Raw genomic sequence first — 12,471 nt, forward strand, 5'->3', positions numbered from 1 at the left:
AAAAGCTCCGGGAGCTAACGATGACGAAGCCTCCTCCGGTTCCCTATGAAAATCAAAGCCACAAGGGTCCCGGCGATCCGAAATCGGGAAATCCGCATCAGGCTCAAGCCGGAAAAAAGCAGATCGAAAAGCCCGACCAACAGGCGCACCAGGGCAACACAAGGCAGAACACGACCCACCAAGGGTACCAGCAGGACCGGTAGCAATGTCGACTTCCACGAAGACACGCGCGAGCATCCGGCAGGGCGGCCCTGGGGCCGCGCACGAGAACGCAAAGGCCGCATTCGAAATCAGGAAGCCGACCGCGGACGATCCTCTGCGGCGGCACAGTAGTAAGGTGTCTGGTGGTGGTGGCGAACGCGACCACCATCATGCTCATCGCCCTTCGGACAAGGGCGGAGGAACGCGGCGACCGCAAAGAGGGTCTCATGAGCAGGCATGTGAAACTGAAGAAGCCGATTGATACAGATCTCCATCGCAATCCGCTGATTGGCGGATCGAAGGGCGTCACAATGGCGCAGGCGCGGCCCGACGATGTCGATGCATTGGAAGGCGAAAATACCTTCGAAGGCGACGTCGAGAACGATACCAATCCGCAAGGTGGTGTCGAGAAACGGCGACGGCGCGCAGGCCGCTCGCGTCGCGGCTCAGACCATGGCGGTCCTTCCCGCTCGATCGAGCTGCAGGGAAGGATTACTCACGAGCAGCAGTTGCGGATTCTGGAACGTAAGCCTGACATTCCTGATGCGCGGCAAGTCGGGCAGGATATTGCCCGCCTGGAGGAAAACAGTGCTACTCGGCGTCCCAAACGGAATGCGCGGCAGTCTGAATTTCCGGTGAGCCGCGGCGGTCTCAATCAGGAGAGCCGGCACAACAAGCACAACCACCCCAAAATGGGAAACGGGACGATGAAAGGACGGCCGAAGCTGTGAGGGTCGAGCGCATGACCAACAAAGCGGGAAAGCATTTCGGATCCGGAGCAACAAGCAAGGGCAAAGGAGCCGGGAGCGGAGGTTTGAGCAATCTACGGGACGATCTGATCGGTGAGAACACGGTTCTGTCCAATCGCGACAAGGCTAAGCATTCGCGTGAGCGGGGCCAGGACAGGAAATGGATCGAGACCGAGCAACTGCAGGACCACGTCGCCAACAAGGGGCGCGGCTAGGGAGAGCATTGCGCCGAAGCCAGCGCCGCCAGGCGGCGATTAATTCGTCCTCGGAGTCAATCGCCAGATCGCTTAACTTGGCTGTTACGACGATGATATATGGGATTCGTCCCATGTGACGGCGTAGCGCGGAGCGGTCGAATTCACGGCATCCTTGGCTTGGGCATCCTTGGTTTGATTGCCGAGTGCGCTGAGCAAGGCCAGAAGATCCGATCGCTTCTCGCCTCACCCTTGCCCCTGGCTTGATCGCTAGGCCCTGGCCCGTTCGCTGTTGGCGGCGAGCTGCTTGAGCAGCGAATCGAAGGGATCGATGAATTTCTGGACCGCATCGTTCTCGAGTTGTGCGGCAACAAGATCGAACGACACTCCGAGTCGCTCGAGGTCGGCCATCACGCGTTGCGCGTCCGGCACGCCCTGCTCAACTGTTGCCTGCACCGTGCCATGGTCCTGGAACGCCGCAATCGTCTTGCGCGGCATCGTATTGATGGTCATCGGGCCGATCAACGGTTCGACGTACATCAGATCCGGATAGCCCGGGTTCTTGGTACTGGTGCTCGCCCACAGCATTCGTTGGGGACGCGCGCCGTTCTCGGCAAGCGCCATCCAGCGGTTGCTCGTCACGTGACGGACGAAGGCCTGATAGGCGAGCTTGGCGTTGGCGATCGCGACCCTGCCCAGAAGTGCGCGTGGATCAGGATGAAGAGGAGGACGGTCCGGCACGATGCGCTGCCGCAACAGCCGATCCACTAGCACGTCGATGCGACTGAGGAAGAAGCTTGCGACCGACGCGACGCGATTGACCGATCGGCCGGCCGCCAGCCGCCGTTCGAGCGCCCGCAGGTAGGCCTCGGCCACCGCTTCGTAGCGCGCGATCGAGAACAAGAGCGTGATGTTGATGTTGATGCCTTCGAACAGCAACTGCTCTATGGCGGGAACGCCTGCCGAAGTGCCCGGGATCTTGATGAAGAGATTGGACCGGTCGACCTCTTTCCACAGTCTGCGCGCCTCCTCCATCGAGGTTTCGGTGTCGTGAGCGAGGTGAGGCGACACCTCCAGGCTGACAAAGCCGTCGACGCCGTCGGTCTCCTCGTACACCGGAAGCAGGATGTCGCAGGCGTCCCGGACGTCCGCGGTAATCAGCCGTTCGTAGATGCCAGCCGGGGATTGGCCCGCAGCGGATGCCCGGGCGATGTCCTCGTCATAGTCCGCACCCTCCGCGACCGCCTTCTCGAAGATCGCCGGGTTCGATGTAATGCCGCGCAGGCCTTGCTCGCCAACCCGCCGCGCCAGTTCGCCGCTGCGGATCATTCGCCGGGTGAGATCATCCATCCAGCAGCTTTGTCCCTGCGCCAAGAGCTCGACCGTTCGGTTCATGTGTTCGTTCTCCTAGTTCGATCACGAGCAGGGGCGGGCGTACCATCCTGCATCAATCTCGTCTGGTGTTGCCGCCGAGACCTGCCCGACGGGACGACGCAGTGGCCAAGGCGGCCCAGTCGGATTCACCGTGGCCGTGTGCGATGGCGTCGAGGAGAGAATCGTGCACCAGGCCGGCGACCGGCAATGGAACACCGGCAGACTCGCCCGCGGATACGGCCAGGTTCACATCCTTGAGGCCGAGACTCGCCTTGAAGAGTGCCGGTTCGAATGTCCGATTCAGGATGAGCTCGCCGTATGTCCGATACACGGGAGCCGAGAACAAGCTTCCCGTGAGCGCCGTCATCATGCGCGCTGGATCAAGCTGATGGCGCTCCGCAAGCGTGATCGCCTCAGCCATTGTCTCAATCGCGGATGCAAGCAGCAGGTTGGCGGCGATCTTTGCAACGTTGGCCTTATGCGGCTGGTCTGACACGTGCCAGGTCTTCTTGCCTATGGCATCGAGCAGCGGTTGGGCGCATGCAATTGCCGATCCGTCTCCCGCCGCAAGCACATGCAGCCCGCCTTGCGCCGCAACGTCGGGTCGGCCGAGCACCGGTGCCGCCACATAAGCGAGCCCGCACTCGGTGTGAACCTTCTCCAGCTGCTTCGCCAGATCGACCGAGATCGTGGCGGTCACCACGTGGACGAGCCCGCGCGGGGATGCGCGCAGCGCGCCGCTCTCCAGCAGCACGGAGCGCACGGCGTCATCATTGGCCAGCATCGTGATGGCGGCGGGTGCGGAAAGCGCATCCTGCGGCGCGTCGACGCGATGCCCTCCCATTCGCACGATGCTGTCGATGGGCTCAGGCGAGCGATTCCAGACCCGCACATGGTGACCGAGTTCGATGAGGCGATGCGCCATGGCGGATCCCATGGCCCCCAGCCCGATGAAGCCAACTTCCATTCTTGTTCCTCCGCAAGTCCTCGCTCCGCAGGAGCCTCGGCTATCGCATTCACCCCTGATCAGTGGACCGATCGGATGCTCGCGCGGCGCGATCTTGAGCTGCCGGAAGATCTCGGTACGGGCGGTTTCGTGCTCGGTCTCGATCGCCTCGATGAAGCCCATATGCGCCCATGATCACGGGCTTCGGGCAGCCCTTGCGACCGAGCACAGCCACGCGAAGCCGCGGCTGCTTTTCCGGTTTCATCACCATGTAAAAGCGCTGGACGTCAGCCGAACCTTCGGCCCTGTGTTCCCCGACCCGCGGTCGGTAGGCAAAAAAGACGTCGCCTTTTTCGACGATGTCCTCCGAAGCCTCAGCCTGACGACCGCCGCGTCTGCGTCCAACAGAAACCATCTCGCGGCCAATCGTGCTCAAAATCTTGTGCGTCTTGCACCCGGCTAACGGAATGCAGGTGCAGGCGTTCCTGAGTTCCATCTGGAGGGTGGTGAGGCTGCGCAACTCCCGCGCGAGCCGTGCGTGGCTTTAGGAACAACCAGGGCTGGGCCGCGTTCGACGCATGCTGCTCATCCGACGACCCGTGTCCGGATGGGGTTACGTTGTACGGTCCGCAAGCGACCTTTAGCCGTCGGCGCCATTGAAACGCACATGGCGGCGCCAGGTGCTCCGAGGTTCCCGCGCCAAGCAGTACCATGCATCAAGCTACGCCGGTCCGCGGATCCGCCGGCGTCATAACCGCGAGTTTGCCATGGCTGAAGCAGGCCTTCGCAATTTCACCGTCAATTTCGGTCCGCAACACCCCTCAGCTCATGGAGTGCTTCGTCTCGTGCTGGAGCTTGATGGTGAGGTGGTCCGTCGCGTCGATCCTCACATCGGCTTGCTTCATCGTGGCACCGAAAAGCTGATCGAGCACAAGACCTATCTGCAAGCGATCGGATATTTCGACCGGCTCGATTACGTCGCACCGATGAACCAGGAACATGCATTCTGCCTTGCTGCCGAAAGGCTGCTTGGCCTCGAAGTGCCGCGCCGTGGCCAGCTGATCCGCGTGCTCTACTGTGAAATCGGACGCCTGCTGTCCCATCTTCTCAACATCACGACCCAGGCGATGGATGTCGGAGCGCTTACCCCGCCCTTGTGGGGATTTGAAGAGCGCGAAAAGCTGATGGTGTTCTACGAACGGGCATCTGGAGCGCGCATGCACGCCAACTATTTCCGCGTCGGTGGTGTGCATCAGGACCTGCCACCGAAGCTGATTGATGACATTGAAGCATTTTGCGAACCGTTCTTGCACGTGGTGGATGATCTGGATCGCTTGTTGACGGGACTTCGCATCTTCAAGCAACGCAATGTCGACGTCGGCAGGGTAACGCTGAAGCAAGCCTGGGAGCTTGGCTTTTCGGGTGTCATGGTGCGCGGCTCTGGCGCAGCCTGGGATCTGCGTAAGGCGCAGCCCTACGAGTGCTATCCGGAAATGGATTTCGACATTCCGATCGGCAAGAACGGCGATTGCTATGACCGCTATCTGGTTCGCATGGAAGAGATGCGTCAGTCGGTGCGCATCATGCGACAGTGTATCAGCAAGCTCCGCGAGCCGGATGGGCAGGGGCCGGTCGCCGTGCAAGACAACAAGGTCTTTCCCCCGCGCCGCGGTGAGATGAAGCGTTCGATGGAAGCCCTCATCCATCACTTCAAGCTTTACACGGAGGGTTTTCGCGTGCCCGCCGGCGAGGTCTATGCGGCCGTAGAAGCCCCCAAGGGCGAATTCGGCGTCTACCTGGTCTCGGACGGGACGAACCAGCCTTACCGGTGCAAGATCCGTGCGCCCTCGTTCGCACATCTGCAGGCGATGGACCTGCTCTGTCGCGGCCATTTGCTTGCCGACGTCGCGGCGATCATCGGCTCGCTGGATATCGTTTTCGGAGAGATCGATCGTTAATGCTGGAAAGGAGATCATCATGCCGCGTCCCGCAATCAAGCAACGGCCAGTCACGCAAATCACCATCATCGAAGCTGAACCGGAGAAGCAGGCCGAGGCACTGTCGGTCATGACGGAGCGCGCTCGGTTCATGCAGCGTCAGCCGGGGTTCATTTCAATCAGCTTGCATCGAAGCCTCGATGGGCGCCGGATCGTGAACTATGTTCAATGGGAAACGCGCGACCTGCTCCGAGCGGCGCACCAATCGCCGGAATTTCGGAAAGCCTGGAGCCAGTTCGAGAGCGTGACCGACGTGATCGATCCGCATCTCTATGAAATTGCCGAGGTCCTTGGTGATCGACGGTGAGCTCGCGTTTCACGGGCATGGACGCACGAGCGACGCGTCAGGACGATGCGAACGGCTCCCAACGTTGGTGGACGCGGAGCACTGGGGTGGTCGCGCACCCGAATAGCCTGCGCGCCCCCTCAATCTCAGTTGCTCTGATGGCTGCGGTACTTTCGCTTGCGCCGCCACCGCCATCGGCCCGCGCCCAAGACAGTTCAGTCCTCACCTACCACGCTGATAACAGCCGAAGCGGCCACTATGTCGTCCCGGCGCTCTCGTGGGAGAAAGCCAAGTCGGTCCAGATCGACGAGACGTTCAAGGCGAGTATCGCGGGATCGACGTATGCCCAGCCGCTTTACTGGCGTCCTTCCGGAGCGAACACCGGGATGCTGTTCGTGGCGACTGAGGACAACGTCGTATATGCCCTGGACGCGACGACCGGAAAGGAACTGTGGAGACGCGCGGTCGGGCGTCCCGTACGAGCGTCGTCATTGCCGTGCGGGAATATCAATCCGCTTGGCATCACCGGCACACCGGTGATCGATCCTGCAACGCAAGCCATCTATTTCGATGCGGCGGTCGAGCGGGCAAGCGGGCCGAGCCATGAGGTGTTCGCGCTTTCGACAAAGGATGGCAGCGTTCTTCCGGGCTGGCCGGTCGATGTCGCCGGCGCGCTGCAAAGGTCGGGGCGGCATTTCGATCCGCGCGTGCAGAATCAGCGCGCGGCGCTCACATTGCTTGACGACACGCTCTACGTCGCCTTCGGCGGCCATTTCGGCGATTGCGGGAATTATCATGGCTGGATTGTCGGAATTTCCCTGCGCGACCCGGGCAAGCTGACGAGCTTCGCGACGCGGGCGCGTGGAGGTGGCAGCTGGTCGCCTGGCGGGCTCAGCGTGATCGGACATGACATCTATTTCACGACCGGCAACACGATGGGCGCGCAAACCTGGAGCGACGGCGAAGCTGTGTTTCATGTCGGAGCAGACCTGCGCCGCAGTGACGACAAGAGGAATTATTTCGCTCCATCAGACTGGAAAACACTCGATGCCGGCGATGTCGATCTCGGAGGTAGCAATCCGCTTCCTCTCGATGTTCCCGGCGCGGGCGGCGACCGAGCCCTGATCCTGGCGCTGGGCAAGGACGGCAAGGCTTATCTTCTGGATCGACATGATCTCGGTGGCATTGGTGGCCAGTTGGCGGTCAAGGAAGTATCGCAGTCATCGATCATCACCTCGCCTGCCTCCTATCGCGCCGGCAACGATGTCTTTGTTGCGTTCCGGGCTTCAGGAGCGCAGTGCCCGTCGAATCGGGGTCATGAACTGACGGTGCTAAAGATCACGGCTGACGCTCGGCCGGCGGTGGCCACGGCGTGGTGCGGCGCGCTCCGCGGCCGTGGTTCCCCCATTGTGACCACCACGGACGGGCATTCCAATCCGATCGTGTGGATACTTGGCGCTGAAGGCGACGATCGGCTGCACGCGTTCCGCGGCGATACGGGCGAGCAGATTTATGCCAGCGAGACCTTGCGCGGTCTTAGACGCTTCCAGACGCCGATCGCGACAAAGGACCGTCTGTACGTCGCCGCCGATGAACGCGTTTACGCTTTCAAGTTCTGAGCCTCGCACGTTCTGAGCCTCGCGGCGCTGTGTGGCACGCGCATTTTGCACACGCTCACGCGACTGGTCTCAGTGAGCGCCATAGGAACAGCCCACTCGGCAAATCGTTGGACCTCGGGAACAATGGTAGGCGGCTGGGCAGCAACGAGAAACGGACATGAGAATGGAGTACCCAAACTTGTCCTTTAGCTACCGCCGAGCATCGGTCATAGGGAGCATTGTCGCTCCTGCAATCCTGGTGAGCGCAAGTATCGCGCAGGCGCAACCCGATTTCGCCGGATCCACGGGGGCGCCGGCGTGGATGCATCATGTCGCGGATACCGGGGATACCAAGCGTGACGGCCTACCTAGCTTTGCCGAACTCGCGGAAAAAGTGCAACCCGCGGTGATTGGCGTTATCTCCAGGACCACAGCGACGCGGAAGATGCTTCCCGGTCAACCCTTCCAGTTTGGCGTCCCCGGTCAACGTGCTCCAAAGGACGAAAAGGTCCCGGAACCTGACGGGTCGGGCCCAGGGGAGGCACCGAATACTCGCGAATCGCTTTCGGTTGGATCAGGCTTCTTCATCTCATCAGACGGCTATGCCGTGACGAACAGCCACGTTATTGAACACAACAAGACCGTCCAGATCCGGACGAATGATGACAAGACCTATCAGGCGCGAGTCGTCGGGACGGATTCGCTCAGCGATCTTGCCCTAATCAAGGTCGATGGGCGCACGGACTTCAGCTACGTCCGGCTCGCCGACCAGCCTCCTCGCGTGGGGGATTGGGTCCTCACCGCAGGCAGCCCGTTCGGGCTCGGCGGAACAGTCACAGCGGGTATCGTTTCGGCGCGCGAGCGTGAAATCGAGACTGGCCCGACCGAAGGATTCATCCAGATCGACGCACCTATCAACACCGGTGACTCGGGCGGACCGAGCTTCAATACCAGCGGTGAGGTCATCGGCGTCAACAGCATGATCGTTTCGCCATCCGGAGGCTGGGCGGGAGTGGCTTTTGCAATACCGGCCGGTACCGCCAAATCAGTGATACCCCAACTGAAGGACAAGGGGAGCGTAACGCGCGGATCGATAGCGGCCGAGGTTCAATCGGTCACTCCCGACATTGCGGACAGTCTCGGCATGAGCAATCCCCATGGTGCGATTGTTGCGAACGTTCGCGACGGCGGCCCTGCCGCGAAAGTCGGACTAAAGAGGGGTGATGTGATCACGTCAGTCGACGGGCAGCCGATCAAGACTGCCAACGATCTGACAAGGAAGATCCATGCGATGTCGCCCGGCTCCTCGGTCCAACTGGCGATGGTTCGAGATGGGCAGGAGAGTTCATTAAATGTGACCTTGGACCGGCTGCCCGATCAATCCAATTCTTCGCCAGCCAATCCACGATAAGCGGCGGTCGAAGCATCTGATTGGCCCGCTTCTCCCGTGCAGGCCCGGTGCATCGCGATGACCTTAAACGCTGCATCGCGAGGCGCCTGTCCGCGGGCTCCCGGGCGTTCCCTTGGGCACATTGCCAGAGGTCGAGGTCAAGCAAGGTCTCGATGCGGGCGAACGGGTCAGCAATAGCCTCCTCGATCCAAGCACTACGGATCGAGCTCTGTATCCCAGTAGAGATAGTCGAGCCAGCTTTCGTGCAGATAGTTCGGCGGAAACAGCCGGCCGTTGCGGTGGAGCTGGTGCACCGTCGGGGCGTAGGGCGCCTGCTTCGGAAACATCTTGGCCTGCTGCGGCGTCAAATTCCCCTTGCGCAGATTGCAGGGCGAGCAGGCGGCGACGACGTTCTCCCAGGTGGTCTGGCCACCCTTGCTGCGCGGAATGATGTGATCGAAGGTGAGGTCGTCGGCCGAGAGACAGTATTGGCAGACGAAGCGGTCGCGGAGGAAGACGTTGAAGCGGGTGAAGGCGGGGTGGGTGGACGGCTTGACGAAGGACTTGAGGGATACGACGCTCGGCAGCTGGATTTCGAAGGAAGGACTTCGTACCGCCCTGTCGTAATACTCGACGATGTTGACACGATCGAGGAACACCGCCTTGATCGCGTCCTGCCAGGACCAGAGCGACAGCGGGTAGTAACTCAGCGGCCGGAAGTCCGCGTTCAGCACCAGGACCGGCCATCCGCCTTGCGAGACATGTGCGTTCAAATAACGCTCCTGACTCCCATTAGCTGCGAAGCAGCATGCACTCACATACTACAGGCAGCGTGACGGGATTGTGAAGAGCGTTGCTCGGCTTATCCGCCCTGCGCTTGCCATGTTCCTGCCCCGATTGCATCCGGCCCGTCAGGCCCGCTAAAGGGAGCCAGGAGGCCTTTGTGGGCCACGACGGATCCTGCCGATGACGACCACGACGTCCAGCTATATAGAGGCGCCGCGCCGGCTGCGCGCATTCGTGCGCGCGCACGAAACAAGCCTGGTGGTGCTGGCCGCGCTAATCGGGGCCGTGGGTGGGCTCGTGGTGGCGACCATGAGCGGACTGGTCACAATGCTGCATGCCGTGCTGTTCAATTTGCCGTGGGGTGAGCGGCTGTCGAGCCAGCCGAGCATCGATCCGCTGCGGGCGATCGTGGTTCCAGGGGTCGGCGGGCTGTTGTTGGGCATCGCGTTTCTCCTGCTGCTCCGGGTCCGTCCAGCGCGCGAGATCGACCCGATCGAGGCCAACGCGCTCTATGGCGGGCGGATGTCGTTCCGCGGCAGCGTGATCGTGGCGCTGCAGACGATCTGGTCGAGCGGTGTCGGCGCCTCGGTCGGGCTGGAGGCGGGCTACACCCAGCTCGCCAGCGGCCTAGCCGCCTCGCTCGGCCGCGGCTTCCACCTCCGCCGCAACGACCAGCGAATCATGGTCGGATGCGGCGCGGCGGCGGCGATCGCCGGCGCGTTCGGCGCGCCGCTGGCGGGGGCCTTCTATGCTTTCGAACTTGTGATCGGCGGCTATACGCCGGCCAGCCTGACCCCGGTCGGCGTGGCCGCGGTCACCGGCTATTTCGTCGCCCATGCCTTCGCGCTGCTGCCACTCGGCGTTGGCGTCGGCACCGTCGGCGATCTGCTCGGGCGCGATATCGCGATCGCCACGCTGCTCGGCATCATCGCAGCCCTGACCGGCATTGCGATCATGCGCGGGGTAACGCTGTGCGAGAGGCTGCTCACGAAGATCCGGCTCTGGCCGCCGCTGCGGCCGGCGCTGGGCGGGCTTGCCGTCGGCGCGATGGCGCTGGTGACGCCGCAGGTGATGTCGTCCGGCCACGGCGCGCTGCATGTCGCGGGCATCGTGGCGATGCCGCTCGCCGTCATCGCCGGCATCTTCGTGCTGAAGGCGATGGCTTCCATCGTCTCGCTCGGCACCGGCTTCCGCGGCGGATTGTTCTTCGCCACGCTGTTCATGGGTGCGCTGGGCGGCCGCCTGTTCGCCGCCGGCGTCGACGTCGTGTGGCCGGGACTGAGCCTTGATCCCAACGCCTATGCGGTGATCGGCATGAGTGCGTTGTCGGCCTCGGTGATCGGCGGTCCGCTGACGATGTCATTCATCGCGCTGGAATCGACCGGCAATCTGTGGCTCTCCGCCGCGGTGCTGGCCGCGGTCATCATCTCGACCATGATCACGCGCGAACTGTTCGGCTATTCGTTCGCGACCTGGCGGCTGCATCTGCGCGGCGAGACCATTCGCAGCGCCGCCGATGTCGGCTGGATCCGCGATCTCACTGTCGGCAAGATGATGCGGCAGGACATGGCGACGGTGGACGCCGCGATGCCGATCAAGCTGTTCCGCGAGAAATTCCCGCCGGGCTCGAAGACGCAGGTCGTCGCGGTCGATGGTCAGGGGTGTTACGCGGGATTGGCCCTGGTCGCGGACGCTCATGCGCCCGATATAGCGGCCGACAAGGGGCTTGCGTCCATCCTGCGCTACGCTGATGTGGTGCTGCATCCGGTGATGAACATCCAGGAGGCGATCGCGGTGTTCGATGCCGCCGAGGCGGAGTCGCTTGCCGTGGTTGAGGGCGACGGCGACCGCCGGCCGATCGGCCTGCTCACCGAGGCGCACGCGATGCGGCGTTATGCGGAAGAATCGGAGCAGCGCCGGCGCGAGGTGATCGGCGAGGTTTGACGGAGCAGCGCGGGACGATTGCGCTCAAACCTTCTCCAGCTTCTGCAAGCAGCGCGTCACGCGCACCGCCGTCGGCATCTCGGCATCCGGAAAGCTGGTCTTCCAGTCGGTGACGCCGACCTCGCCGACATAGATGTCGCCTCGCGAATCGAGCGCGATGCCGTGCGGCGCCAGGAATTTTCCACTCTCCACGCCTGGACCGTGCTCGCCGCCGAGGCGGGCGATGCGGTTGCCCTTGGTATCGACGATCGACAGCCGCGGGCCGAGATTGGGCACCTTGCGGTTGACGGCCATGCCGGGGCCGAGCTCGCCGATGACGAAGTTCGGCTGCTTGCCGCTCCCACAGCAGCACAGCGCGCAGGGCCGGTGCAGATTGTTCCACTGCGTCTCGTATTTGCCGTTGCCGTCGAACACCTGCACGCGGTGGTTCTCGCGGTCGGCGACATAGACCCAGCCGTCGGCGTCGGTCGCGATGTTGTGCACGATGTTGAATTGGCCGGGATCGGTGCCGGGCTCGCCCCAGGTTTTGATCAGCCTGCCGTCCGGCGTGTATTTGTGGACGCAGGCGTTGCCGTAGCCGTCCGAGACATAGATCTCGCCCTTCGGCGAGAGGGCCGTATGGGTGCAACGATGGAACGGCTCGCCGCTCATGAACGGCGCGGGCTTGTTCGGGATGCCGATCGTCAGCAGCACCTTGCCGTCAACAGAGCACTTGCGCACGGTGTGGTCGCCATCATCGGTGCAATAGAGATTGTCGGCGGCGTCGATATGCAGGCCGTGGGCGCGCGAGAACACGCCTTCGCCCCAACTTCGGATGAAGTTGCCTTCGCGGTCGAGCACCACCATCGGATGGGCGCCGCGGTTGAAGACATAGATGCGGTCCTTGCTGTCGACCGCGACGGACGCGACGTCGGTCAAGCTCCAGCCGTCGGGCAGCTTCGCGAAATTCTCCACCACGCGGTAGCGATGCTCGCCGGTGCCGAGGATGGCAGTCATATCGTTTCTC

At 62.6% G+C, this 12,471-nt stretch carries 13 protein-coding genes; 9 read left to right on the forward strand and 4 right to left on the reverse strand.

The features are described from left to right. Positions 1 to 20: 20 nt before the first annotated feature. Genes MTX23_RS03890 through MTX23_RS03905 form a run of 4 tightly spaced genes read left to right on the forward strand, consistent with a single transcriptional unit; the run spans position 21 to position 1,165 of the window. A complete protein-coding gene (locus tag MTX23_RS03890) occupies positions 21 to 203 on the forward strand; it encodes a hypothetical protein (RefSeq protein WP_280975320.1) in 183 nt (60 codons plus the stop codon). Between the two features lie 2 nt (positions 204 to 205). Then, positions 206 to 463 carry a hypothetical protein gene (locus MTX23_RS03895; protein WP_280975321.1) on the forward strand — a complete coding sequence of 86 codons (258 nt, stop codon included), beginning with the start codon at positions 206 to 208 and terminating at the stop codon, positions 461 to 463. Further along, positions 441 to 932 (forward strand): hypothetical protein, encoded by a 492-nt coding sequence (locus MTX23_RS03900; protein ID WP_280990749.1) that lies wholly within the window; start codon positions 441 to 443, stop codon positions 930 to 932. Before MTX23_RS03895 ends, MTX23_RS03900 begins: the two co-directional genes overlap by 23 nt. Positions 933 to 943: 11 nt before the next feature. Continuing rightward, entirely contained in the window at positions 944 to 1,165 is a 222-nt protein-coding gene (locus MTX23_RS03905) for a hypothetical protein (protein ID WP_280975322.1), read from the forward strand. Positions 1,166 to 1,414: 249 nt separating this feature from the next. Here the strand turns inward: MTX23_RS03905 and tal are convergent, their stop codons facing one another. Together tal and MTX23_RS03915 are read right to left on the reverse strand one after the other, a co-directional pair. Next, the gene (gene tal, locus MTX23_RS03910; RefSeq protein WP_280975323.1) at positions 1,415 to 2,539 is read right to left on the reverse strand and encodes a transaldolase; all 1,125 of its coding nucleotides are present in this window, start codon (positions 2,537 to 2,539) and stop codon (positions 1,415 to 1,417) included. 52 nt (positions 2,540 to 2,591) lie between these two features. Continuing rightward, the gene (locus MTX23_RS03915; protein WP_280975324.1) at positions 2,592 to 3,647 is read right to left on the reverse strand and encodes an NAD(P)-dependent oxidoreductase; all 1,056 of its coding nucleotides are present in this window, start codon (positions 3,645 to 3,647) and stop codon (positions 2,592 to 2,594) included. 584 nt (positions 3,648 to 4,231) lie between these two features. Between MTX23_RS03915 and MTX23_RS03920 the strand changes: the two genes are divergently transcribed. The 4 genes from MTX23_RS03920 to MTX23_RS03935 all read left to right on the forward strand — a co-directional run bounded on the left by MTX23_RS03920 (position 4,232) and on the right by MTX23_RS03935 (position 8,756). Beyond that, the gene (locus tag MTX23_RS03920; RefSeq protein WP_280975325.1) at positions 4,232 to 5,422 is read left to right on the forward strand and encodes an NADH-quinone oxidoreductase subunit D; all 1,191 of its coding nucleotides are present in this window, start codon (positions 4,232 to 4,234) and stop codon (positions 5,420 to 5,422) included. A gap of 19 nt (positions 5,423 to 5,441) precedes the next feature. Then, the gene (locus MTX23_RS03925) at positions 5,442 to 5,768 is read left to right on the forward strand and encodes an antibiotic biosynthesis monooxygenase family protein (RefSeq protein ID WP_280975326.1); all 327 of its coding nucleotides are present in this window, start codon (positions 5,442 to 5,444) and stop codon (positions 5,766 to 5,768) included. Positions 5,769 to 5,905: 137 nt separating this feature from the next. Next, positions 5,906 to 7,366 carry a PQQ-binding-like beta-propeller repeat protein gene (locus MTX23_RS03930; RefSeq protein WP_280990750.1) on the forward strand — a complete coding sequence of 487 codons (1,461 nt, stop codon included), beginning with the start codon at positions 5,906 to 5,908 and terminating at the stop codon, positions 7,364 to 7,366. Between the two features lie 178 nt (positions 7,367 to 7,544). After that, positions 7,545 to 8,756: a trypsin-like peptidase domain-containing protein gene (locus MTX23_RS03935; RefSeq protein WP_280975328.1), complete on the forward strand. Its 1,212-nt coding sequence runs from the start codon at positions 7,545 to 7,547 to the stop codon at positions 8,754 to 8,756. A 194-nt stretch (positions 8,757 to 8,950) separates the two neighbouring features. On the opposite strand, the gene MTX23_RS03940 is transcribed toward MTX23_RS03935, so the two are convergent. After that, positions 8,951 to 9,508 (reverse strand): HNH endonuclease, encoded by a 558-nt coding sequence (locus MTX23_RS03940; protein ID WP_280975329.1) that lies wholly within the window; start codon positions 9,506 to 9,508, stop codon positions 8,951 to 8,953. Between the two features lie 193 nt (positions 9,509 to 9,701). Here MTX23_RS03940 and MTX23_RS03945 point away from each other — a divergent pair, with 193 nt between their 5' ends. Continuing rightward, positions 9,702 to 11,465 carry a chloride channel protein gene (locus MTX23_RS03945; protein WP_280975330.1) on the forward strand — a complete coding sequence of 588 codons (1,764 nt, stop codon included), beginning with the start codon at positions 9,702 to 9,704 and terminating at the stop codon, positions 11,463 to 11,465. Positions 11,466 to 11,489: 24 nt separating this feature from the next. Here MTX23_RS03945 and MTX23_RS03950 read toward each other — a convergent pair whose 3' ends face one another. Then, a complete protein-coding gene (locus MTX23_RS03950) occupies positions 11,490 to 12,461 on the reverse strand; it encodes a peptidyl-alpha-hydroxyglycine alpha-amidating lyase family protein (protein ID WP_280975331.1) in 972 nt (323 codons plus the stop codon). Positions 12,462 to 12,471 lie beyond the last annotated feature (10 nt).

Source organism: Bradyrhizobium sp. ISRA436, assembly GCF_029910015.1.
GTDB lineage: Bacteria > Pseudomonadota > Alphaproteobacteria > Rhizobiales > Xanthobacteraceae > Bradyrhizobium.

What these genes read in the sequence shown, in the direction of transcription:
- MTX23_RS03890 (WP_280975320.1), top strand. Translation starts at nt 21, where the DNA reads ATGACGAAGCCTCCTCCGGTTCCCTATGAAAATCAAAGCCACAAGGGT.
- MTX23_RS03930 (WP_280990750.1), top strand. Translation starts at nt 5,906, where the DNA reads ATGGCTGCGGTACTTTCGCTTGCGCCGCCACCGCCATCGGCCCGCGCC.
- MTX23_RS03950 (WP_280975331.1), bottom strand. Translation starts at nt 12,461, where the DNA reads ATGACTGCCATCCTCGGCACCGGCGAGCATCGCTACCGCGTGGTGGAG.
- MTX23_RS03915 (WP_280975324.1), bottom strand. Translation starts at nt 3,647, where the DNA reads ATGGGCTTCATCGAGGCGATCGAGACCGAGCACGAAACCGCCCGTACC.
- MTX23_RS03905 (WP_280975322.1), top strand. Translation starts at nt 944, where the DNA reads ATGACCAACAAAGCGGGAAAGCATTTCGGATCCGGAGCAACAAGCAAG.
- tal (WP_280975323.1), bottom strand. Translation starts at nt 2,539, where the DNA reads ATGAACCGAACGGTCGAGCTCTTGGCGCAGGGACAAAGCTGCTGGATG.
- MTX23_RS03925 (WP_280975326.1), top strand. Translation starts at nt 5,442, where the DNA reads ATGCCGCGTCCCGCAATCAAGCAACGGCCAGTCACGCAAATCACCATC.
- MTX23_RS03895 (WP_280975321.1), top strand. Translation starts at nt 206, where the DNA reads ATGTCGACTTCCACGAAGACACGCGCGAGCATCCGGCAGGGCGGCCCT.
- MTX23_RS03920 (WP_280975325.1), top strand. Translation starts at nt 4,232, where the DNA reads ATGGCTGAAGCAGGCCTTCGCAATTTCACCGTCAATTTCGGTCCGCAA.
- MTX23_RS03945 (WP_280975330.1), top strand. Translation starts at nt 9,702, where the DNA reads ATGACGACCACGACGTCCAGCTATATAGAGGCGCCGCGCCGGCTGCGC.